Here is a 25362-nt window from a genome sequence, read left to right on the forward strand (position 1 = left end):
TGTTACACCATTAATATACAATATAAAAGATGAGAAGTTCAATACTTTTTCTGGAATATTTTTCAAACTCTGTTATAGTGCCAGAATAAAAATTAGCGTGAAAAAATTTTTGCTTGCTGTTATTGAGATAATTCTACTTCATTTCTGTCCATAGAGAAAGTTGCGCCTGATTTTGTCTTAAAGTATGCGCTCACGAATGTTCTAACACCATCGTTTGTAATTTTCCAATCTGTAACACGTTCCAATAACTCACCAGTAACTTTATCCTTGTAGTATACTGACATATCTATAGCCTCCTTTATGCCATTATATGCTGTTTTGGTTCATACTCAGGCAAGTGGTATAGATCGAATCCATTATGTAATACCTCATACTTTAATTGCTTTGCTCTGCCTTTTTCAAACTGTTTAATTGTCTCTACTCCTAACCAGTTAAAGTCTGTTATCCATTCGCCAAACATTAACAGATGACCGTCAATGATATCATAATTAAAGAATTTGACTGTTTTTATTTCATCATCCAATTCAACCACAGACCAACATGGAACATTTTTATGATATTCTTGAAATGCTTTTTTCATAAGAAATAAAACCTCCTTGGAATATTTTCGATGTTCTGTTATACAGTGAATTGCATTCTCATTCTTTGGTTTTCTGTTAAGCGTTCCATTCTCTTTTCTCTTTCCTCTTCGATTTGCCGTTCCCGTTCTTCTACTTCAATCCTAGCCTGTTTATATGCTTCTGTTTGCTGATTCTCACGAATGGCTGCTGTTAAACGATCAATTAACTCTAATTCATCTGTTATAATGCTGAATACATGAGAATACGTATGGAAATTTCCAAAGAAGGAAGTACATCCTTTATACTTTTCGTTTTCTGGCCTCCAACCCTTTGCAGGTTTAAACTCAGTAACAAAGTTTCCGTATTTTTCAAAAGTAGCATCCAATGGATATTCAGATAAGACTTTCATTAAATCTTCAATGGTATCTAACTCCTGACCGTACCACTTAGAACCATTTGAACGGATTTCTAGCATGTTAACAACCTCCTATAATTTGATTTGATTAGGCTGCAAGCCACAATAAAACTCACAGCCTGTTATATATGGTTCTGTTAAACTGTTACAGGTTGATTGTATTTGTAGAGGTAATAATCATCATAGTTTACAACCATTACGCCGCTACGGTTCATTTTTACACTTCTACGCTCTTGCTTCTCACTGGTAAATTCATCAGGAAACGGTATACCATTTTCAACTTTTATACGTTGGATCATAACGCTTTTGTCTGTTGTTTTTAATATTTGAAAAGCTCTCATAACTCTGTCAGTGCCAATTTGATTCATGGTAACAATATCCCCGATAATAAAAGGGTTAACTGTTATCTCCTTTTTCTCTGTCCATCCTTCAGGAATTTTCATATCTTTGATATCCGCATAAGCATATTTAAGCGTATAGGGAACGTGTCTAGATTGAGTTTCTACTGTTTTGGTATTGGCCTTGACTACAATTTCCCAATCATTGCGAATTTTCACTAAATAACCAGCTTTAACATTATCCTTACTGTATAGGACTCCCCCGAGCTCATCCATGCAATTATGCATGAATGCCAGTTTATCCAACTCATACTCCATTTTTTCAAGCAGCGATTCCAGCCACTCGCTGTTATTACGTTCTTCTGCTGCCACAATGGAACGCTCTAAGGCTCTAATACTGGTATTGCATTCTTCGATCCGGTTATTAAGATAAGATTTATTTTTTAACTGTGACTTGTCAGCCGTTTGTCGTGCTGTTATGGCTCTATCTTTGAAATAATCGCTTTTCCGATACTCTGTAAAACCTTTTTCGTATCGGTCTATAAGTTTCTGCTTTTGTCGTGCGAAACGCTCAGACCCAGAATGACCAGCAATAATAGGTTGTGTTACCCATGACCAATCTCTAGCAGCTTCCTTAAAACCTGACTGCAAATCTTTACCTCTGTTATACGCATTGTCTGAATATTGCTCAAAACGTTCTGCACGAGCTTCGGCCTTTTCCGCTTTGCGTTCTAACTCTTCAGCATAAGAGAGACGTTCCCCAACATTGCCTCCATTAGTAAAGCCCAACTTTTCAGCCGTTCTAATGGCTGCATAATGGTTATTAGAGCTTCTAGAAACCCATGCAGACAATTTACCACTAAAGAGAAAGGATCGTTTTAAATCGGCTTTTTGCTCTACTGACAATACTTGATATTCTGATTTGCTGAAATGCAATTCAATTTTATTAGTTTCACGGTTTAATATGTATTCACTCATTTGTACTACCTCCGATTTATATTGGATTGTTAGACCGTTACCGCATTAGATAACGGCCTGTTTATTGATATTTATTATTTATTTTTAACTTTGTTACCTTTGAGCATTATTGCAACTTCTGCACTAACATTAAATAACTTATCAATGTCATTATTAAAAGCTTCTATGCCTTGATTAAAGTTATCTTCCCCGAACAATTCAAGCAGGATCAACTTTTTAAACTCTTGTTCGGCTGTTAGTGTGTTTGTCTTGTTGTCGCTGTTATTGGTTGTTTTGTTGCTTTTGAATGATGCAAAATCGATAACGTTGGAAGTGTTAACAGTTTCCTTTTCCGGTTCTGGTGATGGCTCTACAATATCTACTAGTGCGTATGTATCCAAAAACTCTCTATATTCGGCCTTCTCTTTATCTGTAATTCCATACGCTTTTAAAGTGCTCTCATAGTCCTGTTGTGTATAATGGGATGGTTTGTTGTCTCCCATCATAAACAGGCAATGGCCTTCAATGTGCTCTTTTAACGGTGCTGCCTTATGTCTGTAACTTGCTAATACATCAATACGGCCTGAATAAGTATTACCATCTTCCCATGTTATGCAGAATTTAGTTTTATCATATCCCTGAGTATCTTTGCTATAAGCGATTCTTAAAATGATTTCTTCGGCTTCAGCAAAGGTTGAAACCGTTTGACCGTCTTTTACTTCTGAGGATTCAGACCAAAGGAAAGTTATTTCTTTTACCTTTATTTTTTCACCGTCATTGCGGTTTACTTCTGTTTGCTGCTCTTCCTCCAATTCGTCATATTTGGCATCACAGAAAATGATAGCTCCATTTTCCTTGTTGATTACTTCAATCCATGCCACCTCATCAACCGTCAAACCTTTACAAAAAAACTTTTCGCCAGCTACATAATAATTAATTTTCTTGTGGTCTAATAGCTTTGCAAGCGTCTCTGCATCGTCATTCCATGCCTTAAAATGTACGTCATGGTAAAGGTAATTAAAATCAATTTTGAAAGCGTATGGATCATTAGTTGTTTGCTGCTCCTGAGCCTCACAAACGGCCTCAGATTCCATTGAATCCGGTTCCTCTTGAGTAATTCCGTTAAAAGTATCAACAAACATCTGAGCAAAATTTAAAGCGTCTGGAGTTTGTTTTGTATACCATACAGAGTTGTAAGAAGACCATTTAAAACCATTTTCCTTTAATGTATCAATTACGTTTTGAGATGGTTTTACAGTAAATTTGATTTCTATTCCTTTCTTTTCTTTATTTACGTTTAAAGTCGCTTCGTTATTCGAATTGTTATATGTATTAGCTTCATGTACTGTTTTGACCGCTTGCTCTTCGATGGCTGGAGCATTTTCGAATTCTTCAATAACTGTTAAACCTTCACGGTTTTTCATGGATTCAATTGCATTCGTTACATACTCTCTAATTTCTTCAGTTACATTGTAGTACTGCAAATCAGATACAGTATGAGAATACATATGTTCTTTACCGTGAATATTTTTGAGCCAGTTATACCAAAGTTGTTTAGACGCTTCAGGGTTAAGAATTTCACTTTCTTGAATTTCTTCAATAAACAAACCATCAGCAGCATTGACCATTTTATTAGTCATGTCATCACACCAAGAAACTTTGGATTTTTTAGAAATGTAACCTTCTGCACCTCTTTTAGTTTTGGAAAAGTGGTAAACCGTTCCCCATGCGGTTCCAATAACATACACCTTACCGTGATACAGATTTTTGATAGCCTGCTTTGCTTCATGGGGAATTGTGTTGATCACTTGCAGAAGTGTTTTGTTTGTCATTAGAACCGCCTCCAGTGATTAATTGAATTTTTTTAATTCCTTATATTTCTTATTATAAGGCTTTACATATATAAAGTCAAACATTATTTATTGTTTTTATATCTTTTATTTTAAATGTTTGTAACCCTATGAAGCAGCTATTTCATTCCCTGATACAAAAAGAAAACCGCTTTTTAGCGGCAAGAATACATAGGTAAGGAATATTCTTTTGTAGGAACCCAATGTAATTTGATACGATCCTTTTCTATTGAATCAATAACTAGATCGTAATTGATTTCAGGATATGCGCTGTTTACGTATACTTTGTATCCTTCTTTGAAGTTGTTCCAGTTACAACCTTTGAAGATATCAAGAAGTTGTTTTCCTGTTTCTGTGTCAGCCGATACATAACCACCATTTACAAAGTACATCATTAGAAAATCCCTCCATTTGTTTTCCTTTAGTTTATACTTTATATATATGTGAATCAAGTTCAGTTTATAACCATTAATTTTATATTTTTTGTATTATATAGCCCCATAAAACAACTCATTTATAGGGTTATTGCCATTCGAATGGCAAACCATTATTAAACCGAGTTTCGACCGCTTTTTTCCACGCTGCTAAACGTTTGAATTCTTTATGATCCCCATTAACTAAAGTAACCCCACCTTGATTCTTATCTACTTCATAATAGGCCATTTACAGAGTAATAAGAAACTTTTACCGAGATTGAATTTCCTTCATAATCAACTTTAAATTTCATATCTGTCAACCTCCTTTAAACATTAACTAACCCCTTAACTATATTTTACCATAGTCATTTATAAATGTAAAGTTATTCATTTCATTATACGTATTTTATTTTACACTCACACAATAAAACAAAAAGAGGCTTTTCAGCCTCTCACACCATGAACGCTTTTCCTTTGTTCGCCATCTTATCAACTTGATTTATAATAATGTTTATGAGCTTCTCACGGTTTTTAGTGTTAACTTTGATTAATAGCTGCTTTTTTAATTCGTTTAGTTCTGGATCAGTTAGCGAGTTTACAAAGGTTTGAAGCGTTCCAGTGTGATAAGAACGAAAAGCAGCGTCAAACAATTTGTAATCATATTTCATTTTTTATCCTCTCCTCTTTTGCTTTATACTTTATTATATGAGAGAGTTAATAGAAATATGACAAAACAAACGTAATTTTTATTATTTTTACGTTTGTTTTGTTTCGGTTATTTTGCCCAATCAAAATTATCATTCTTTAGCTGCTTTTTATGTTCACTATATAATCGGTTTACGTCGATTGGCTCAAGCTCAATATTTAATTCATATTGATAACGTGTATTAACAATTTCTGATATTTTGGTTTGATCCTTTGTTAGTACTGCATTATGCAATTCCTCATTGAAAACAGCTTTTAACAGAATGAATTCATTTAATTTTAACATGGGTATTACCTCCATTAAGGTTATAAATGTAATATTTTATTCTAATAATTCAATTCATTATTTAACCGCTTAATTTCAATTTTTATTAATTTGTCAATCGTTTTTTTGGATTGCAAATTAGTTAGTGATTTAATGATTTCTAAATCATGTTTTAAGTTTGCAATTTCTTGAATTAAGGTTATTTTATCCATCTAATTTATTCAAACTCCTTTTTTTATAATCTCAAAGCCGATAAGGGGAATTACATAAAAATTCATTCGTGTTTTTAAGTCTAATTGCAAATTTCATTTTATAATCTCTCCTAGTAGATTATTATACATAATAAATAAAGGGGAAATATTAATCCCCTTTATCTTAATACATGTATTAATCCTTTTTCATCTCTTCTAACCTTAATTTTACCTTTTTCAGCATCTTTTTTTAATTCGTCAACTTTTTCCCATTCGTAGTTACGACCATTTATTAAGGCAATTTCATAGCCTTGATCCTTTAAAAATGCTTTCGCCTCTTTATCGTAAAGCGTTTCTTTAATGAATCCAGTAATATCGCCATGCATAACAGGAGTAATATTGTAGCCTACAACATGAAAGCCTTTTTCCATAATTCTGACTTCTAAATTCGCTTTTTTTGTTTTCATTTGTAAAACCTCCTATGTATTAAACTCTATAGTTAAATAATACCATAGAAATTTATAAATGTAAATATTTAAAGTACATCTTTTACGTTTTATTTTTGGTTATAAAATTAAAACTTTATCGGCTTATGCAATCTTATCTAACACATTAAAATAGAATCGGTTTAATGGATCATCAAAGTCTGTAGAGGTGCGAAGTGTAAAGTTTAAAAGGCCTGCAAAGCCTCCAGAAGCTTTGATTTTGCGTTTGAGTATCTTGTAAGTGTATTCGCTGCTCTCCTCTATATCACGCATATGTAGGCCGTTTTGATTGTGTATAATCATCTTTCCATTGTAAAACTGAAAATATAAAACCTTGATAACATCCCCATTGTATTTAGTTAATTTATATTCATTCATGCACTGAAAAGTTTTCGCTGCTGGTTCTTGCTTATGCGCTTTCAATACTTTGAATGCATGATTAAAGTAAATCATTATATGTCATCCTTTCAAGCATTAACCGCTTATGTACTTTATACAACTTTATAAGTAATAAAATCATATGTGCCTTTAATCGGCCTAATTGCATAACCATTTGATACAATTTCATTAGCTAGAATCTGAGCCTTTTCTTTATTGCTGAATGTTTCTAAAATTTCATTAACTGTAGTGTAATGGTCAAACACTTTACCATAGTATACTTTAATTTGCATATGTATCAGCATCCTTTACAAACTCAGAAGAGATAATTTCTATTTCGTCATCGGTCTCTAGACTGCCAGTGTACACAATAACTATAGAACGGCCTTTATATTGCTCTGTAAGCTGTTTTAATGTTGCTTGATCCAGTTTATCAGATTCTAACAGTGAAAGCGTCCAATGGCCTCCTGTAGCATCTGGAAGCGTATCGGCAAAGTATACGTGCTCTTGAGAATCATAATACACTTTATCAATAGTTGCGGTTATTTTTGTTTGTGCAGCACAATGTTGTCCAATCTCATCCCCTATATATTATTATTAATATCGGGCTTCTGAATGGACAACATTTTATATTTTACTTTTATTCATTCATTGTTATGCGTCAAATTTAAAAAGGCCAGCAATCAAAAGTAAGTGCTGTTATGCGACTTTTTGATGGATCAGAAATAAAAAGTTGCTGGAATAATTATAACGTGCTGTTATGCTGCATTATGCTGATTTAAAATACTCATTATACACCGTCAAAACATTATCATACATTTTCTCAATGGTTATTCCTGACCCGATAAAAGATATTAAAACATCGTTGTTATAGGTGTATTTTATTCCGTAACTTATAGCGACTCTCTCTAGTCCCTTTTGTTGCATCTCCTCTATCATGGAATTAATTTGATTATACATGAATGATTGAAGTTGTTCTTTTTGTTTTTTACGTTGTTCAGATTCATTACGATGCTTAATTATAAAGTTTAAATGGTTAATACGTTGTTCAATGTCTAGAGATAATGGCAATGTATTTAGATGAGATAGAAATGCTAAAGCGTCATTTAATGACATGGAGTGTTTAGCGGTAATATATTGCCATTCTAATTCATGTAATCGGTCATTTGTTATAGGTGACTTTTCATGGTGTATCATGAATGTTTTAACCTGATTCATTATAGCGTATTGATAAGCTTCAGTATATGTTGGGTAAGTTTTATTGTATAGTGTACATTGACCGGATATAGTTGTTATAGGCTCACTTGAGACAATGAAAGAGGGATCGAAGTCACTGGAAATACAATATGCTTCGGCTTCGGCATAAGTAGGAAAAGAACGGTTATAAGCGGTGTAATATGTATTCGTTTGTTCGTTTGTTGGTTCTGTAGTTTCTTCTTGGACTGGTTCAGCAACAGGTTTATAGTCGAATGTATAACCCCTAGCACATACACCGATTAAACCGTTATTCTTCAAGATAGAAAAGAACGTCCAATACTGAGGATTATTGTAGTTTGACTCAATAAAAGAGTGAATGGAATCGCGGTAAAGAATGTCATCTTGAATAAGATTCGATCCATTAAAATGGTTATAGATAGCTGAATAAAAGGATAAAATTTGAGTGGTAATATCGGATTGTAGTTCATCGACAGTAATTTGCTTAGATTTAACTTGAGTTACTGCAAGTTTGAATGATTCATCTGAAGCGAAAACATTTTTATCTAATGCATAATTCAGTTTAATAGTCATAGGTAACACTCCTTTAGGCGATTTATTCTATAAGTTAATTATACCAAGTTTATATATGTAAATCAAGATAATAATGGTTATTATTCGTATTTTATTTTATTATGAGTGATGTAATGTTAATGCAAGTGGGACAATATGTGACCCATTTATGATAGTTAGTTTAATAGTTAAACTAATACGATAAGTTTATATGATTAACTATTATAGTTAGTTTATTCGTTAAACTATGTGTTAGGTCATGCGGTTACTGTTACTATGCGATTACCTTAATGATTAAATTAATACACTGCTCCAGTATGCTCCCATATCCATTTTACCTCTCATCCTGTCCCATATACGGCTTCATTACGCCTATCCGGTCAACTGCTTCATGGTTATATGGATCAACTGGAGCTAACCAGCAGCATAAACCTAGATGCATTAGAACTATAATTATATAGCATCTATAAGGGTTATTTAGGCATGTATTCATAAGGGTATCGGGGCGTATTTTACATCGAAATCACTTACTTATAGTAAGTATAGCACCAGAGCACATCAAAATCGACACTATTCCTATAATTTTACTCGATTATATTTACCATCAATTTCACCTCATCTCCACTATTATTTCAATCGATTTTCTATCGTAAAATGTCATATAAAATAAAGATTTTGAGTCTGCATAATTTTCGTTAATTTATCATTTATTGCATATTAATCAGCAAAAACTCTTGTTGCATAAGGATTTGAGCGATATTTGCCATATAATTCGCTAGGTAATTTCGCCATATCCCTGATAAACGCTGGATAAAATAAAAAAAATGTATCAAGAATACGATAGCACCGCATCGATACATTTCTACAAAATTTAATTTATTATATTTTATTCTACGGACAAAACTTTCTGTCGCTCTTCTTCCTCAATGTTATTAGCCTCTGTATACAATTTATTTAAAATAGGTATGTAGTAATCTTGTCTCTCTCTAGATAATCTCTTTATGTATTTATAAACACTCATTACTTTTGTTTTTTCGGTTAAATATTTTACTATATTCTTATTTCCACGTAAATATATGATAGTGAGTTGATGACAATACAGCTCATATTTATCAATTGTCTCATTTATGCTATTTGTCCAAACAGATAGCTTTGCGTCTATCCAATCACCATATTCAACAACAAAATCAGGTCTAGCATGATGATCGTATCCTTTTGGGACTTCCCTCTGATAAACATCTCTAAGAATATCGCCTAATAGTTTTTCAAATTTAATGCCACAGTACCTAAGCAATTCCGCATCTTCTCTTATTTCCTCGTAATCTAAACCAGCTTCAGAAATTGCATTTTGCCATGAGCCGAGGTTATTAATAGCAGCATCATGTAATGATCGATATTCCTTTTGTACAGAAGCACTTGATAAAGATAGCCCTTCTTGCTGTCTTTTTTTAATTTCTTTAATTATCATTCTCTTTGTCCATTTTTTATTCTTAACTTTCTTCTTTTTTAACGATTTTAATAATCTCTCGGTAATATGCAAAGTATGTATGCCTAAATATTCATGCAATTTATTCTGATCCAATATATTTGCTGCTGTCAGTCTTGCAATATTTGTTTTTACTAAAATTTCAATAAGTCCATGCTCAGATATGTATGTTGTGCTTTTCTTTGGTTGTTTAGGAGTGTATCGTATATCAAAAAATTTGAAATGATGCTTATATATAGTTGTCATTTCTTTATCGGAACACAATGAACGCCCCAAAATAAATTTATTTAACCTCCCTAAAGGCCACCATCGAATCCCTATCTCATCAAATACAAATGGTATCTCTGTGCCCTGCACTTCTATATTAATTTGTTTATAAACACCACTAGTCATTCAATCTCTCCTTTATATTCAACTTCCACCACTTCCTACACCTTATAAATTACAAACGGATACCCATTCACCATACCCTCTATTCCTAACAACTTAACCAACTTCTTACTCAATCTCTCCCTCTTTAATCCATATCCATCAACCAGTTCATTCAAACTCTTTTTTATATTTTTCATACTTCTCGTCTTACCTTTGATTTCTCCATTGGTCTTCTCCAAATTTTCCTTCACCAATTCATCCAAAATCTCACTCTCACTCACCCATCCATTCTGTTCAATTTTATCCACAAACTTTTTCTTTATGTATTCAGATATCTCATTACTCTGTTTTGATAATTCTACATTACTAAGCATAGGATAAACTTTATCGGCCTCATCCTTATTCATACCTCTTATCACCATCTCCCTTCCAAATCCAGTCATCGCCATATTGTTCTCTTTAAACTCAATCGCTTTCAGGTTAGCACTGGTCATCAACTGATCTCCATATTCAGGCATGGAATAAAAATTTTGAAAATTAACCTCTCTATTTCCATTCCCTTTCATTTTCTTCTCACGTTCAAATGTAGCAATCTGATACAACTCTTTGGGCAACTCGTTAATATGTATCTTCTCTAACACTCCAAGGAAAGCAAATAAATCAATCCTTTTACTAATTTCCTTAATGTCACTATTGATTTTCACATATTCCAAATCATTGCTATATGCATTTGAAATCATATCGGATAAATCCCTAGCCATTTCTGATAAGTAACTTTTACTTGCTGAGAACATATTCACCTCGATTTCCCTCAGTGTATTTGTGCCTATGTATTGTTTTGCTAATAAATTCATCATAATGAGCAAAGGTATATATCGTTTGATTCTTTTATATAACTCAGGATGCTCATCCTTCAATCCGCTGCTAGTCAATATATGTATGTTATGATCCATGATTTCCTTCTGTTGTTTCTGCCATTCGGTTTCAATCAAATGGATATTAAACTGCTTGCAAAGCAACTTGTATGCTTCGACTCGCTTTAATCCAGTTAGCCTTTCCACAACACGAACAATGTTCCCTGTGAATCCGCATTCTTTACTATGGCACTTGTACATGTAATTGTCTGTTTTTACATCTCTAAATATAGAGGCAGATGGACTTTTATCCTCATGGAAGAGACAGCGAAATTTATAACTATCGTCATCTAAGTGGTTATATCTAACTAAATAGTCGGTCAAATCCTGTTTATACAAAAAGTCGTATGCGTCATTGATGTGTGTAAATTCATGAGTTATATTTGCTATCTGTACATAGTCATCGAGTACATTGGATAATTCCTTATGATTACTGACTTTTTCATGAGATGGGGGGTTTTTTCTACCAATTATATTATTAGGTATTAATGTATCCTTGGTAGAAAAAACCCCTGCACGACAAAAGTCACTTGTATATATTTTACTCTTATCAATATAGTCACTAACAATGAGTTTATTATTATAATCCAATTCAATAATCTCATTACCACCAAAGAACATTCGAGAACCATCAGAACAACTCTTATCAGCCATAGGATACTTGGCAAGCAATGTTCCAATCAAATCACTAAACACACTATAATCATCAATAGTCTCATCCAACACAAAGACAACTCTAAACTTATGATGATCATCAGTATGATTAAATGTAGTGTAAATGAATGCAGCAGTATCACTAAACTCCATTACGGCTTCATCCAATCTCATGCCATCATCAAAGTCTAAGCAAACAATCTCTTGAGACGACCAAGAGTTAATTGATCGTCTCACCTTTCCATTAATTTTCTTATCAATCAGAGCTGGTACAAATGTTTTACCTTTGACTATTTCCTGAGCCAACTCTTGAGTACTAATATCAACAATATTATTAATAATCCTATTATTTACTTTCTTTACTTCAATCTTATCCGGTTTACTTTTATATTCAACAGTATCAAGCAATAACTTCATTCAATCTCTCCTTTGTTGTTCTTAATAAATTTTCTAAAAATGTTCTTCTTCGCATATTTTCAAACTTTTTACATGCAAAATTCAATGTCTCTGCCTGACACAGTATGATTACTCGTTGTTTGAACCTTGTGATAGCCGTGTAGATGAGGTTAGCGTTCAATTGGAACTTATGCGACTTGTCGAGGATACATAACACTCCTTGACCACTACCTCCTTGAGATTTATGCATTGTCAATGCCCATCCATGCATCAGTTGCTCCATTTTCTCAAATGGAATAGATACAATTCCAACATCAAATTGAACATATATCCCAATCTTATGAGATAAGTCTTCTTCGTCATCAACATTGTCATCAACATTGTCATCAGTCTCATTTGTAGCGGTCGCTTCTAAGTCGCTTTCCTTTACAATATCAACGATAACTCCAGTATCACCGTTAACAATATCAACCCAAGAACCATTTAAATCTCGAATTTCATATGTATTTTTTGTATTCATAACATAATCGCCAATTCTAAATGTGCAGTCATCATGATACTTTAATTCTTTCTTCATCTCATCTGGAGGATTAACAATAGACTGAATATGCTTATTAATCATCACTGTTCCAAGATTGCCTTTTTTAGTTGGGGTAAGCACCATGATATCTTCAGGCTTATAATATTGTAGCAGCAACTTATAGTAGTATTTGTAACCATCTTCCATATGTTCTTGTGATACTGATCTTAACAATGCATCTGAACCAAATTTCTTTTCTCCGACAAAATTACTCTCGATAAATTTATGTCCCTGTCTTACATCTGTGGCAATAGAAAGTCCTCCACCTTCTGCTTGACGAAACACCTTATCTAACTTTGTAACAGGAAGCACTCCGCTATCCAAACAGTTCCTTAGAAAATTTCCGCACCCTACGGAAGCTATTTGAGCGTCATCGCCAATAAATACAACTCGTGCAAATGGGTTTACAATTTTTTTTAATAATACACATGCTAATCTAACGTCCATCATTGAGACTTCATCAATAATAATAATGTCCTCTCGCAATTCATAATTAGCCTTATCCTCTTTATTCTTTTCCTGTCGTCCATATCCAATTGCGCGATGTATGGTTGAAGCTTCAGTATCTCCAACATAAGTAGATAAAACTTTGGCAGCTCTCCCTGTTGGAGCTAATAGTCTGTACTTAATAGCAGAACTGCCCCCATCTTCGACATCAGTCTCGTCGCTATATTCATCATATTTTACTTCTATTGTATCTAATACATTTGTTTCAGCATTCATTTTCTTTGCAAGATTAATGAGTATCTTCTGTAATGCAGATTTACCCATACCTGCTGATCCAATCAAAAAATTAACATTATACTTTGCAAAATTGTGAAAGAACTCTTTTTGCTTATCTGTCAGAGTCATACCCATTTCACGTTCCTGAGTAATCAGAAACTCACCAATATCAATATTAAGCGTGGTTGATTTATTCAATCTGTTCAATAACAACTTCGCAACATCAGATTCAGCATCGTATGTTTTGCGCAGTGCTATCTTGTCGTCTTCTATGTATAACCCTTCAGTTTTATCAATTTCAGGCTCAATTAAACCTCTATCCAAGACGAGACATTCAGCAGCCTTCTCTAACAAATCATCATATTCTAAGTATGTATGACCAGATTGCTCCTCTTCGCTTATAATATGTTTGATTCCTGCTTGGATACGAAACTTAGAGTTGTCGGGGATACCCATGTTCTTAGCGATGATATCTGCTTTTTTAAAGCCGATCCCATGTAAGTGTTCAGCTAAACAGTAGGGATTTTTCTTTACTTTTTCAATCGCATTATCAGCCGTCCCAAATACGTCGATCAATTTGCTGAAGTGTTCATACTTGACTCCGTATTTACCCAACTCAGCGAATAGGGATTGCTGTTCAACGTTTTCAAGCAATTTTTTTCTGATTTTATTATATGTTTTACTGCCAATTCCTTTAATTTTAAATAATTCGAACGTATTATGTATGAACATTTCCAGTATGTCTTGGTTTGGATATGCATTATAGAATGCTGACAACTGCAATTCAGTCATCATTGTCGAAAGAAAATCGCGTTTTTCTTGATTAGTCTTAGGTACGTCTCTATAAATGGTATGAACATTGTATCCGAAACCGTATTTTTTATCTTCTACACCTTCTAGTTTAGCCTTGTACACTATGTCTAAGATGAGTTCTTGCATCTTTCCTTTAATGCAAAAATTGCCGTATGAGTTTAGCTGAAATAAGTGTTCGTCATTAGGGTTTTGAGGGATCGCAGAATAGATACCAAATGAATTGTTGTAAAATAACTTTTTAGTTGGCACAATTTCAACTTCAATAATGTTTTTTGACATATTTCATCTCCATTTTTTATTTTAATATCAATTTTAGTTTTCTAACCTTCTCTGGTGACATGCTAGTCTTTCCTCTTAAATACATACTCAACATTGCTCCTGTAACTCCTAATTGCTCTGCAATCCACTTCTGTTTAAGTCCTTTGTTTTTGATGGCACTCTGTAGTTCCATTGTAAACATCTCCCGTTAATTATATTTAAGTAAATAAAAAATAAAAAGTGTACTATATATTTAGTACACTTGTAATATACATTATTCACCATTCGAAATACAATACTTTTTACACATCTTTTTCATCTTTTATTATTTATCTATTTCCTATAATCTTCATCGCTTCTCTAAGCAATTGCGTTCTCATTCCATTTCTTGTTCCGTTGAGTAGCATTTTCATCTCATCAAATGTAAGTTCGTCAAAAGCGTCATTGTCAATTTCTTCATCCAACAAAATTCCAGCCATCTTAGATACATCACGCTTTTTGTTCACGTAAGATTTCCATAAAGTATTAATATCACTATGTCCAGTCTGCATTTGAGCAGCTTTAAAGTCCCCTTGAGTATCAATGATGAAGTTGGGGGCAAAATTTCTGAAACTGTGGAAAACGATATTCCGTTTCGGATGTATGCCCAACTCTTCCTTTAGAGTGTTCATCATTTCCCAAATTGTTCTTTTGCTTAGATGGAAAATTTTATTGTCACTGTACCGCTGGTAGTATGTAAGCGACTTGATTTGTTTCAGGTCATTGTACAAGTCAAGAGTAATCGGTTGAGACATTTCTTTATCAGTTTTTTCTTCAACTGTATTAACGAAACAACAATTTTGTTCATGATCCACTTGCAAATCATCCCAAGAGAGATTTAACAGCGTATCTTCCCTGTAACTGGTGCGAGTAGCCATTCTAATAAGAAGACTCTTCTCCAATCCTTTAACCTGTTTTTGCACTGCAACAATCATAGCATCTACTTCTTCAGGGGATAAGTCGCCATAACTTTTGCTTTTATTATTTAGTTTATCAATTTGAAATACTTCGGTATCGATTCCGTATTTCGTATCATATTTATTCCTTTTGAAGAATGCATATAAGCTTTGGAGGGAAGCAATTTTGCGATTCACACTACTGGAAGAATATTTTTTATCATTAATTAAAAAGTTTCTATAATGAACAACTGTTTTATGTTCTATTTGAAGATCATCAAATGATAGCGAAAGCAAGTTTTTCCCTAGAAATGAGAAAAATAATTCAATATCATGTTTATAACCTATTTTTGTTCCCTCTGAAAGTCGCACGTCTTCGAGAAATAAGCATATATCAGAATATACTGAACTATTAACAAATCCAACAATATTTTTAAGACTTTGCATTGGTATCCCACCTCATTATTTTATGATTTCAACTTTTCATAATCATTTTTAAACATCCATTTATATCCATGTGCTGATTTTCCCTTTCCATTGCAAACATTTGATATGCGACTACTTTGTTGTAAATTTAGTTCTCTCGCTGCTTTCGATTGACTTTCAAATTCATCAATATACTCTCCGTTTAGGGTTAATCTTACAATACTTTTAGTGATGTGTATTTTTTCTGGCGTTTTTATTTTATCTTTTTCATTTTCATAATCATCTTTGTACATCCATATATACCCACCTGAATGCTTATATTTCCCTATGCACACATCTCGAATACTTTGATGATGAATATTAGTTTGTCTTGCAGCCTCAACACTGCTACTATACTTATTTATATATGTTCCATCTAAATTTAATTGAACTACGGGTTTAGGTTGGTTTTTTAATTTTTGAGGATCATATGCACACCACCTAAGTTCATGACCGTATTTTAAATATCTTATCACTGTACTTTTGTTTAACAATAATTCTTTCTCGATTTGTTTAGCTGTTTTACCATTATTCCATAATTCACATGTTGTTTTAATAATGGATTTCATTGAAAATTCATTGCAAACGTTCCAATCAACATCTGTTAAATCAAATAATATTGCTAACTCAGAATTTATTAAACTATTTTTAATAAAATTAAAATCAGAATATCGACAGTCAATAACAATATATTTGTTAATTTCATTTTCCTCTGCAAGTCGTTTTTTCATTTTATCATTTTCAATTTCTTGTTCTAATGTTCTTCCTCCTACATTTGCAAATCCCTTCTCATAATGCTGTAGCCCATGCGTCTCTAATAGAACATCGACTTGATTTACTTTAAAGTAAAAATCATATCTTTTTCCACTAGACCACTTAAATATTTTTTCTTTTTCAAATTGCACATTCAGTTGTCTTAATAAGGAAGTAATAAATTTTTCAGGGTAGCTAATACTGTCTGAGCAAAATGGACAACCAACATTGTATAAAGTTCTTATTTGTACTTTCAGTTCAAACGGCAGTCCACAATTTGAACAAAGAAACCATGCTTTTTGCTGAGATTGGGCATATGTAGATTTCGGTTTCTGTGCCCCATTCATTGTCGAATGCCATTCTTTTGCAATATTAGGAAACAAATAGTCCAATGATTTATTATATGGAGCATTTGTTCGATTCGACTCTCCACTTTTTAATTTTCCACAATCAACACATCTGTCTAATCCATCGATTTTTCTGTGTCTGATTATATTCTGATATTTTTGATTTAATATTCTTTTATTGCAGCAGTCACATATCTTAATAACCCTCTCATTACTACTTTTTAACAAATGTTCGATTCTGACCAAGATTTTTGTTCCCTTGGGAACAATTAATTTGCCTTCATAATTTGGTTTTCTCGGAATAACATAACCTAATTCTTCGTAATATCTAATCATCTTACTTGCTAAAGATGTCTCTACCCAATACGACCCATCCTTATAAATATCGGTAATAATCGCCAACTTTATTCCTCCTTAACGTTTAATAATTTATTTAGCATACTTATTTTTTCTGGAGACAAATTCTTTTTTCCAGATAAAAATAATGACATCATTGTTTTGCTTATGCCAAGCTTATCTGCGAGAAATTGCTGCTTAATACCTCTCTCATTAATTAGTTGTTTATAATCCACATCATTCAGCCTTTCGTATAGGGTAAACTTTTGTTTACCTATGTATAAAAAATTCGGAGATTGAACATCTCCTATTTTTAATATAACATATTTACCAATTAGTGGTCAATTATTTTTTCACTATTTTTTATTTTTTATTTATCTTAATACTTTCTTCATTAATAATCCCAAAAATGACTCGCTCTCTTACTTGGATCAATCTGCTTTACACCATCCATAATCTTCTTCATTACATTTTGGCTAGGAATCCATCCGTTCCGAGTTAATGCGGTTCTAAGAGTATCTGTAGTAATACCTATCTCTTCGGCAAACTCAACTTGGTTGTATGCGTCCTGTTCATCATAAAACCATTTGCCAAACGGTGTTAGCGACATAAAAAATACATCTCCTTGGACTTTAAGTTAGAAACTAGTATTGTCCAAGCAGTGACATTTTAAAACAAGCTATACCGAAATTTTTTGGTATGAGTTGGTATCAGGACAAAATATCCACTCATATCCTGTAACATAAAGCAAAAACAACATGAATTCAGAAAGGAGCGATGAAGATGGAACAGTATTTTAAAGATGTGGTTGGCGAATTATCAATAGACGATATGAACTTCCTCGGTGTTCTTTACGACAATGACGCTACAGCAGGATTTAAAGCTATGACGCATAGTGTTGTAATGGATAAGGTTGGTTTGTCAGAGGCTACATTCCGTAAAGTGGTATATCGACTAGTAGCGAACAAATTCATCTCTACAGTCCCAAATAAGCGTCAACACAGCGTTTATCTCACCCACTATGGTATCGCAGCATTGAAGATTAACGTCGAAGGAGTGAGTGCTTAATGTTAGGTGTTCTAGGGTTAGGTCAGGCAGGATCGAATTTCGCAGAAGAAGCTTCAAAATACGGAATTGTATCTGGTGTCATTAACTATTCTCAAAAAGATTTGGATTCAGTCGATGTAAAACACAAATTGAGGTTGTTGGGGTCAGAGGGAGTAGGAAAAAATCGAGATGAGGCCATCGCTCTCTTTCAGGATCAGTGGGAAATTGCTTTAAAGTTCATCCAAGATCATTTTTCAAACTGTGATGTAATTGCATTCGCTTTTTCATCGAGCGGAGGTTCTGGAAGCGGTATAAGCCCAATCTTGCTGGACATAGCCACTAATTCCATGCCTGATAAAACATTCATTGCTTTTGTGGTAATGCCCGAATTAAGCGAAGCAACTTCTAGTCAAATCAACTGCCTAAAGACGTTTGAGGAGTTATCTGGCTTAAACATTGCAATCTTCCCTGTTGATAATCAACTAGTTCGGAACCAAAATCCGTATGTCGGAAAAAATAAACTATATGAATTGTCCAATAGGAACTCCATTGCGTTGCTTTATAAATTGGCTATGTATACAGATATGCACTCCAAAAACGGTAACTTTGATAAAAAAGATTTCATAACTGTTCTCAGAACTCAGGGGATCGCAACAATTGCTGAAGTAGATATTGCTGTTGTAGGTCAAAACATCAGCCTCACTCCTGAAGGTGTAGCCGATAAAGTCAGAAAGTCGTGGGCTAATACATTATTTACACCTGTTGAAATGGAAAAAGTAACACGAGCAGCAATTATCTTCGATGGTCAGGAATCTTTAATGGAGCAAATTCGTCACGACCTGATGTTCTCGGAGTTTATACATGGGATGCCAGTGGATTTGTTCGAGGGTAATTATCATGAAAGCAATGGGAAAATTGTCTCTATCTTGACTGGTCTTGCATGGTGTAACTCGCGCTTACAAGATATTGAAAGATTGAACAAGAGCAACCAAGAGCGTGTTGAATCCATGATGGCGAATCAAATGAGTTATCAGTCTAATGCTTCTGACCTGCTTAGTAAGATTCGTAAACCAGTTGAGAAAGAGCAGAAAAAGTCGATGCTGGATATTTTGAGTAAATATAAGAGGTGAGAAAAATGCTTCTTGAAACATTGCTCGCGTACACCGTTAAAGTGGCGATGTTACATCCCTTTAAGTATTGTGGCCTCATGGGTGCTTTAACAATAAAGAAAACAATGGATGATGCAGAAAAGGAAAAGAAATTTGAAGTAGTTTGCAAAATCAGCGAAATGAAAAAATACATTGTCTAAGGGAGAGTGTTTACTATGACAAAACAAAACAAAATGGAAATCATCGCAATGCTGCTTAAATTGGAGACTCAAGGCGTGGAGTTAAATCTGACCAAAGAGGGATTCGAGTGGTATTACCAACTGCAACAAGAGGTTTTAGGGGAAACGTCCGAAGATGTTCAAGAGTTGGTTGGTTAATCCATCTTTTCCTTAATTTCATCTTCTCACTGTTTAAAATCATCTTTCCCAAGTGCCGTTTTGCCCACTTTTCGAGACAAAAGAAAAAGGGAAAGATGATTAATATCTCTTTCCCTCTCTTTCCAATACCTCATATTCCTTCATTATTTCAATGACCTCTCTAAGTTTGCGTTTAGAGAGTCCAGTCTTGTCGGCAATTTCACCTTCATAGAACTCAAATTTTCTTTCCCACTCCGGTTTGATTCTTTTGTGGTTGTCGAGGATCATACTGGAGATTCCAACTACATAAGAAGCAGCAGAAATAATTTTATTAAGTTTAGTCATGAATAATCTCCCCCTCTGCTTTTTATTTTTATTATGTTCCGAGGAGAGGTGTTTTAAACATGGAAGTAATAACAGCAATGGCAGTGGTTGCACTTGGCTTGAAAGTTGCAGTAGCTCTGGGGTCAGTGGTCGGAATTACTTCAGGAGTCAATTGGTTCAACAAGAAGACCATTAATCTGAAAGGTAGTGGTAAGGATGAAGGTAAGCATGAATCCCTCCCGAGATTTCACCGTGATGATATCGAGTAAATCATTTGTTGTGGGAGAGAATGCCGTAACGAGTGAAACGGAAAATTTTTTCGAAGCATTAAAAGAGGAGGTGATGCAGAACCCAAAGCAAGCCAAATCGTTGCTCAAGAATCTTTGTACAACAGGTACAACATTGGCATCCATGTTAATGCAAACAAACTTAGCTATGGCTGCTCCAACAAGTCCAGTTCCGACAGATATTACGGACGGACTAAAGGCAACAATAATAACAATAATTGTAATAGGCGTAGGTTTATCGATAATTTTGCTTTCACTGTCCTCAATTCTCAAAATGTCTCCAATAAAAAACAAGGCAGACGAATGGTCGGTGAACATCCTCAAGGGTCTAGCTCAACTACTGATGGCTCCAATCATAGTCGGTCTGATAGTGGGACTATACTTTCTTCTCTTTGGCAACGTTGCAATTTTTCAGCCAATCGAAGACCCAATTCGAGTATTTTTTCAACATCATTAAAAAACAAACAACAATTTATGATTGCAATGGCTCCACTTTCACTCTCGGATTTATTGTTTGGGAAAGAGCATCAAAAGGGAGTTATTACTGAACTCGCGACAAATGAGAAGATGCAGGAGAACATGAAGCAATCCTCTCTCTTTCCTTCAATTAGCGATTGGCTAGGGATTAAGCAGAAGATTCAAGAATTAGCAGAACAACTCCACCAACAAGCCCTCCTAACACCTGACCCTAATGACGATAAGATTGACTTTGTAAAATACATGTATGACTATGTAGGCGCAGCTCCAGCCACTCATTTTATGCCTGACTGGTTTAAAGAAATAATCATCTACATCAGTGCGATGTTCAATCAGTTGACTCATAATTCTGTGCAATTTGTTTTTAAGAAGATATATGAGTTTGTAACCAAAATCGTCATCTATACTCCCGAATGGATATTTAACAACTCATGGTTCCCTTCCTCGGTTGCAAAATTCTCATCAGTAAGCGTGATCCTGATTATCATCATAGCGATGATTGAAGGTATCAAGCGCATGTGCAAACTCAATCATACACCTTATCCAGATTTCCTAAAAAGACTTCCTATAGCTTTGGGAGTATCGGCTGCTACGCCATTCATTTTTTCAAGTGGTCTTAAATTACTTAACACGGTAACTGACTGGATTCTTAAACTAGGGGCAGATGAAATCGGTGCAAATAAGGCTGTTGGGATTTTCATTACTCCCATACTTTTTGAGCCAGTAAATGCAATCGTGATGGTTCTATTCTTAATTCTAATCTCATTATTATGCGTACCTATGCTCTTATTACATGCTCGTCGTTGGTTCGATCTTACTATGCTTGGAATGTTAACACCTTTAGCTATGGTTGCATTTATTTTTGACTCTACAAGAGATTATTTTAATCAATGGCTAAGAGGAATTAAGCGGTTGGGATTGGTTCAACTTGCGTATGCAGGATTCGTTACAGTTATAGGAATATTAATGTTCGGGACACCTAACCCCACTACATTCACAGGAGTAATTTCTAAAACACTTTTGCTAACAGGTGGAATATACCGTCTCGCTTTTCCTCCTCAAATTGTAAAGAATTTTGATGATAACGCAGCAGGTATGTATAGATGGATGCAACAGTTGAAGGATAGAGAAATTAGAGATGGCAAATTGAAACGTGTTGAAACTGCCAAAGAAATGAGTGAAGGTGCTCTACTTGGTTCGGCTAAGATTGCAGGTAAAGCATACAGAATTATATTTAAAAAGAGAGGTTGATACTTGATGGTACTAAAACAACTTTTACCTAAGTCATTATCGCTTCCAGATGTACGGCATTTCAATTTCGATGGATTAACTATTCATATGTTAAAGTCCTATCTTGCCACAATTCCTGTGGCAGATAGGATATACGGAATTGAATGTTTCATTAGCAAGGATAAGTTAGAACCTTTCTTTATTGCCGAATCGCATTCAGTTGACCTTCCAATTCAGCAGACAGAAAGTAAGCTTATCCTGAGAGAATATGGTGAATCAAACTGTAGCTTTCTCTACTCCAACAAATCATCAGTGTTTCCATTTACAATGAGTGAATCCCCTATCGAGGGGCTGCATGAAATCGGCACACAAATGAAAGATGATGAATTGATCATATTGCAAGTACTTGCGATTAAAAAACAAACCGAGTTCTGGAATGACAAATTAACGGATCAGTATATTGACTACATCAATGGAGTGGAATATCCCACAAATAATAAAATAATCCGAGGTATTCAGCACAAAATAATGGAGATTCAGGCTAAACTCGAAGGTGGATATAGAAGAAATCAACGTATTAATGAGGCCGAAAAAAAACTAAAGGAGGATATGTTTCAGACCGAGGTTCGCTTCATGGTAATCGCGCCAAATAGAGACACTAGACGAAAATTGGCAAGGTTAGTGCATTCGAAATTTTCCAAGGTCGATTATGTGAATAGTTGGCTACTGTCAGAAGATAAGGACATTCATGGCTATTTTGAGGATGTGCAGTTGCGTAGACCATCGTTGAGTTACCCTAGACAAATATTGTGTGCCTCAGAGTTGGTTAACTTGTTAATGATCTCGAAACATCAACCGTTAGAAGTAGTAACTCCAATCATTGAACCTGCGGCACCTCCTATTCCTGCTGCGATTGAATCGCCTGTGTCAGAGGAAGATAAGAGCAACCCATTTGCGCTCTTTCCAAGAGGTTCGAAACTGGTACGTGAAAATGATGTTAACTTTGCATCGAATCTAAATAATGCCCTTAAAAAACTTTCATTGACCACAGCAGATGTTGTAGTACAAAAATTTCAACATGGGGCAACCACACAAAAAATTACATTTAGTTTACCTGCTGGATTAAAATTGTCAGACTTAACGAAGTCAACACAGAATATTCAAGTGGAGCTTGGAATGAATAGCATAAGTTTTGAACAAGGCGATGTCGCAGGTACGGCTAACATTATTATCCCACAAGAGGATAGAGAAATGGTATTCGTTCGTGATTGCAGTGAATCATTAGCATTTCAGGAGAAGACGAAAAAGTATGAGTTGCCAATATTCTTTGGAGTGGATACCGCTGGAGAAATCGTCATGACTTGTCTTACCATGATAAAGCATCTTCTAATCGCTGGTACAACTGGTTCAGGGAAGAGTTATTTTCTAAATACGTTGCTTGTTGTGCTATTCTCACTTGTTAGTCCTGACATGCTAAAAGTGTATATGCTTGATCCAAAAAAAGTTGAGTTATCAGGATACAGGTCGTTTCCCCACGTCCAGAATGTTTATACTGAAATGAACGAAGCCGAAGGTGTGCTGTTCTTCTTGTGTGCGAAAATGGAGGAGCGTTACTCGTTATTCGAACAAAAGGGCTATAAAAATATTCAACAATATAACAAGCATGAGAAAGTGAAACTCCCCTACCTTCTACTAGTCATCGATGAGTTGGCTGATTTGATGTCAACAAACTCTGAAGTGGAGGAGTATTTGGTTAGATTAGCTCAAAAGGCCAGAGCAGCAGGAATCCACCTTATAATTGCAACACAATATCCAATTAGAGAGGTTGTAACACCGCTCATCAAGCGGAACATTTATTCTCGCGTATGTCTTATGTTAGACAGTTCAACAGCGTATCGTGTTGTGCTTGACGAGGCTCCTAAGTACACGCTTCTTGGTAAAGGAGATGGAATGTATCGGCTTGAGGGTATCCAAGGCATACACAGGTTCCAAGGGGCTGTAATAGGCAAGGATGACGATGAGCAGGAAAAAGCAATTGAGAGATTGTCGTCATTTTGGAAAAGCGACAACAAAAAAGAAGTTATTGATCTTGAGGCTGCTAGGAATAAGAAACGTAACGATGAAACCAAGGCGTTCAGAAAAGTCGTACTCGAAACAGGTGAAACACGGATATCAGAATTGCCGAAAGTGTTGGAAATGAGAACAGAAAAAGTCAAAGCATATATGGATGAATTGGTCATATTAGGTTGGGTTAAGAAGCATAGTGCTAGATCGAAGGGATATGAATTACTACTCTCCCCTGAACAACGTAAAGTTGAACTTGAAAAATTAAAATGAGGTGAAATTGAATGGTTCTGAAAATGAATGGAATTCCATTAACTATTGATGATAGTGGAGTAAATGTTAAGTTGGATATCGCTGAAATTATTCATACGCCGATTAACGTTGATATTACGTATGCTGGTCATCATTTGATTAATGGAGATATCAACATGATAAATTTCTGGAGTCATGCTTACGATCATGCTGTTAGTGCTATAGGAAGTCTATTTTAAGGAGGGTGACGAACATGCTTGGGACTCTAATAGTCGTTAATTTGATTACAGGGGTTGTCGGAGCTACTTACATGGGAGCATCACTTGGGAGTAAAATGGGCAAAAGATTGAATAAAAAAATTCATGGTAAGTATTCAAAGTATAATGAGATAGTGACCATCGCTAAAGGGTCTGATTTGAGGCTCAAATGAAAAAACATTTTTACACATTCGACGTTGGTTATTCATGCGTACCTGATGACGATGACAGTGAATACGGTGGATGGGACTTTAGAGAGTATGAAAGCATTTTCGAGGCCGTAAACACCATGCTGTCCGAATATGGACATTTGGAATTTCATATTCAGCATTTAGAGAAAAATTATGCTTCAATATACTTTCCCAAAGTGGATGATGTAAGCGATAACGGAATTATTTTTAAGATATATCGTATGGGGTCTACTCCGTCTAAGGTGGAATTCATATGTGACTCTTGCTTCAGAAAAAATGTGGTAGTTGAATGCGATGATTGCAAGGAATTGCATTTGTGCCTTAATTGCGATTATTGTTCCACTTGTTGGGAACATAAATTTGAAGATGAGGAAGAAAATGCATAGAAAAATGAAATCATTATTTTAAT

30 protein-coding genes are annotated in these 25362 nt (G+C 34.6%); 9 read left to right on the forward strand and 21 right to left on the reverse strand.

From position 1 onward, the window contains the following. Positions 1 to 119: 119 nt before the first annotated feature. From FPZ49_RS35620 to FPZ49_RS11200, 20 genes are all read right to left on the reverse strand, one after another. Positions 120 to 284, reverse strand: a complete 165-nt coding sequence (locus FPZ49_RS35620; protein ID WP_186445759.1) for a hypothetical protein — start codon at positions 282 to 284, stop codon at positions 120 to 122. 14 nt (positions 285 to 298) lie between these two features. Then, on the reverse strand, positions 299 to 580 hold the full coding sequence (locus tag FPZ49_RS11110; protein WP_144846512.1) for a hypothetical protein: 282 nt from the start codon (positions 578 to 580) through the stop codon (positions 299 to 301). Positions 581 to 618: 38 nt separating this feature from the next. Then, positions 619 to 1035 carry a hypothetical protein gene (locus FPZ49_RS11115; RefSeq protein WP_144846514.1) on the reverse strand — a complete coding sequence of 139 codons (417 nt, stop codon included), beginning with the start codon at positions 1033 to 1035 and terminating at the stop codon, positions 619 to 621. Between the two features lie 77 nt (positions 1036 to 1112). Then, positions 1113 to 2291: a DUF3560 domain-containing protein gene (locus FPZ49_RS11120; RefSeq protein WP_144846516.1), complete on the reverse strand. Its 1179-nt coding sequence runs from the start codon at positions 2289 to 2291 to the stop codon at positions 1113 to 1115. A 74-nt stretch (positions 2292 to 2365) separates the two neighbouring features. Continuing rightward, positions 2366 to 4102 carry an LPD25 domain-containing protein gene (locus FPZ49_RS11125; RefSeq protein ID WP_144846518.1) on the reverse strand — a complete coding sequence of 579 codons (1737 nt, stop codon included), beginning with the start codon at positions 4100 to 4102 and terminating at the stop codon, positions 2366 to 2368. A gap of 173 nt (positions 4103 to 4275) precedes the next feature. Then, entirely contained in the window at positions 4276 to 4515 is a 240-nt protein-coding gene (locus tag FPZ49_RS11130; RefSeq protein WP_144846520.1) for a hypothetical protein, read from the reverse strand. Between the two features lie 473 nt (positions 4516 to 4988). Next, a complete protein-coding gene (locus tag FPZ49_RS11135) occupies positions 4989 to 5204 on the reverse strand; it encodes a hypothetical protein (protein ID WP_144846522.1) in 216 nt (71 codons plus the stop codon). A 107-nt stretch (positions 5205 to 5311) separates the two neighbouring features. After that, the gene (locus tag FPZ49_RS11140) at positions 5312 to 5527 is read right to left on the reverse strand and encodes a hypothetical protein (RefSeq protein ID WP_144846524.1); all 216 of its coding nucleotides are present in this window, start codon (positions 5525 to 5527) and stop codon (positions 5312 to 5314) included. A 349-nt stretch (positions 5528 to 5876) separates the two neighbouring features. Then, on the reverse strand, positions 5877 to 6164 hold the full coding sequence (locus FPZ49_RS11145) for a hypothetical protein (protein WP_144846526.1): 288 nt from the start codon (positions 6162 to 6164) through the stop codon (positions 5877 to 5879). A gap of 123 nt (positions 6165 to 6287) precedes the next feature. Then, positions 6288 to 6635 (reverse strand): hypothetical protein, encoded by a 348-nt coding sequence (locus tag FPZ49_RS11150; protein ID WP_144846528.1) that lies wholly within the window; start codon positions 6633 to 6635, stop codon positions 6288 to 6290. A gap of 38 nt (positions 6636 to 6673) precedes the next feature. Next, positions 6674 to 6853 (reverse strand): hypothetical protein, encoded by a 180-nt coding sequence (locus tag FPZ49_RS11155; protein ID WP_144846530.1) that lies wholly within the window; start codon positions 6851 to 6853, stop codon positions 6674 to 6676. A 475-nt stretch (positions 6854 to 7328) separates the two neighbouring features. Beyond that, positions 7329 to 8348 (reverse strand): hypothetical protein, encoded by a 1020-nt coding sequence (locus FPZ49_RS11160; RefSeq protein ID WP_144846532.1) that lies wholly within the window; start codon positions 8346 to 8348, stop codon positions 7329 to 7331. Positions 8349 to 9213: 865 nt separating this feature from the next. Next, entirely contained in the window at positions 9214 to 10206 is a 993-nt protein-coding gene (locus FPZ49_RS11165; RefSeq protein WP_144846534.1) for a hypothetical protein, read from the reverse strand. Between the two features lie 35 nt (positions 10207 to 10241). Next, positions 10242 to 12170, reverse strand: coding sequence for a CHC2 zinc finger domain-containing protein (locus FPZ49_RS11170; RefSeq protein ID WP_144846536.1), 1929 nt, complete (start codon positions 12168 to 12170; stop codon positions 10242 to 10244). Beyond that, positions 12154 to 14544: a helix-hairpin-helix domain-containing protein gene (locus FPZ49_RS11175; protein WP_144846538.1), complete on the reverse strand. Its 2391-nt coding sequence runs from the start codon at positions 14542 to 14544 to the stop codon at positions 12154 to 12156. The genes FPZ49_RS11170 and FPZ49_RS11175 overlap by 17 nt, the downstream gene beginning before the upstream one ends. A 16-nt stretch (positions 14545 to 14560) precedes the next feature. Continuing rightward, positions 14561 to 14716 carry a helix-turn-helix domain-containing protein gene (locus FPZ49_RS11180; RefSeq protein WP_186445762.1) on the reverse strand — a complete coding sequence of 52 codons (156 nt, stop codon included), beginning with the start codon at positions 14714 to 14716 and terminating at the stop codon, positions 14561 to 14563. A 136-nt stretch (positions 14717 to 14852) separates the two neighbouring features. Further along, positions 14853 to 15905, reverse strand: coding sequence for a tyrosine-type recombinase/integrase (locus FPZ49_RS11185; protein WP_144846542.1), 1053 nt, complete (start codon positions 15903 to 15905; stop codon positions 14853 to 14855). Between the two features lie 20 nt (positions 15906 to 15925). Then, positions 15926 to 17425, reverse strand: coding sequence for a zinc-ribbon domain-containing protein (locus FPZ49_RS11190; protein WP_144846544.1), 1500 nt, complete (start codon positions 17423 to 17425; stop codon positions 15926 to 15928). Positions 17426 to 17427: 2 nt separating this feature from the next. After that, positions 17428 to 17595, reverse strand: a complete 168-nt coding sequence (locus FPZ49_RS35635) for a helix-turn-helix domain-containing protein (protein WP_186445763.1) — start codon at positions 17593 to 17595, stop codon at positions 17428 to 17430. 158 nt (positions 17596 to 17753) lie between these two features. Then, positions 17754 to 17969 carry a transcriptional regulator gene (locus FPZ49_RS11200; RefSeq protein ID WP_144846548.1) on the reverse strand — a complete coding sequence of 72 codons (216 nt, stop codon included), beginning with the start codon at positions 17967 to 17969 and terminating at the stop codon, positions 17754 to 17756. A gap of 173 nt (positions 17970 to 18142) precedes the next feature. Between FPZ49_RS11200 and FPZ49_RS11205 the strand changes: the two genes are divergently transcribed. Genes FPZ49_RS11205 through FPZ49_RS35640 form a run of 4 tightly spaced genes read left to right on the forward strand, consistent with a single transcriptional unit; the run spans position 18143 to position 19892 of the window. Next, positions 18143 to 18427 (forward strand): hypothetical protein, encoded by a 285-nt coding sequence (locus tag FPZ49_RS11205; RefSeq protein ID WP_144846550.1) that lies wholly within the window; start codon positions 18143 to 18145, stop codon positions 18425 to 18427. Then, positions 18427 to 19536, forward strand: coding sequence for a hypothetical protein (locus tag FPZ49_RS11210; RefSeq protein ID WP_144846552.1), 1110 nt, complete (start codon positions 18427 to 18429; stop codon positions 19534 to 19536). Before FPZ49_RS11205 ends, FPZ49_RS11210 begins: the two co-directional genes overlap by 1 nt. 5 nt (positions 19537 to 19541) lie before the next feature. Next, complete coding sequence (locus tag FPZ49_RS36385; RefSeq protein WP_222429899.1) at positions 19542 to 19715, forward strand: hypothetical protein; 174 nt, start codon at positions 19542 to 19544, stop codon at positions 19713 to 19715. A 15-nt stretch (positions 19716 to 19730) separates the two neighbouring features. After that, a complete protein-coding gene (locus FPZ49_RS35640; RefSeq protein ID WP_186445764.1) occupies positions 19731 to 19892 on the forward strand; it encodes a hypothetical protein in 162 nt (53 codons plus the stop codon). 99 nt (positions 19893 to 19991) lie between these two features. Here FPZ49_RS35640 and FPZ49_RS11215 read toward each other — a convergent pair whose 3' ends face one another. Then, positions 19992 to 20216: a hypothetical protein gene (locus tag FPZ49_RS11215; RefSeq protein WP_144846554.1), complete on the reverse strand. Its 225-nt coding sequence runs from the start codon at positions 20214 to 20216 to the stop codon at positions 19992 to 19994. A gap of 59 nt (positions 20217 to 20275) precedes the next feature. On the opposite strand from FPZ49_RS11215, the gene FPZ49_RS11220 reads away from it, so the two are divergent. The 5 genes from FPZ49_RS11220 to FPZ49_RS35645 all read left to right on the forward strand — a co-directional run bounded on the left by FPZ49_RS11220 (position 20276) and on the right by FPZ49_RS35645 (position 24935). After that, positions 20276 to 20464 carry a hypothetical protein gene (locus FPZ49_RS11220; RefSeq protein ID WP_144846556.1) on the forward strand — a complete coding sequence of 63 codons (189 nt, stop codon included), beginning with the start codon at positions 20276 to 20278 and terminating at the stop codon, positions 20462 to 20464. A 321-nt stretch (positions 20465 to 20785) separates the two neighbouring features. Then, positions 20786 to 22210: a type IV secretion system protein gene (locus FPZ49_RS11230; RefSeq protein WP_222429900.1), complete on the forward strand. Its 1425-nt coding sequence runs from the start codon at positions 20786 to 20788 to the stop codon at positions 22208 to 22210. Positions 22211 to 22216: 6 nt separating this feature from the next. Next, the gene (locus tag FPZ49_RS11235) at positions 22217 to 24526 is read left to right on the forward strand and encodes an FtsK/SpoIIIE domain-containing protein (protein ID WP_261381363.1); all 2310 of its coding nucleotides are present in this window, start codon (positions 22217 to 22219) and stop codon (positions 24524 to 24526) included. An 11-nt stretch (positions 24527 to 24537) separates the two neighbouring features. Beyond that, a complete protein-coding gene (locus FPZ49_RS11240; RefSeq protein ID WP_144846564.1) occupies positions 24538 to 24744 on the forward strand; it encodes a hypothetical protein in 207 nt (68 codons plus the stop codon). Between the two features lie 14 nt (positions 24745 to 24758). Continuing rightward, complete coding sequence (locus FPZ49_RS35645; protein ID WP_186445767.1) at positions 24759 to 24935, forward strand: hypothetical protein; 177 nt, start codon at positions 24759 to 24761, stop codon at positions 24933 to 24935. Positions 24936 to 25362: the final 427 nt, after the last annotated feature.

Origin of the sequence: Paenibacillus cremeus (genome assembly GCF_007786445.1) — a bacterium.
Classification (GTDB): domain Bacteria; phylum Bacillota; class Bacilli; order Paenibacillales; family NBRC-103111; genus Paenibacillus_G; species Paenibacillus_G cremeus.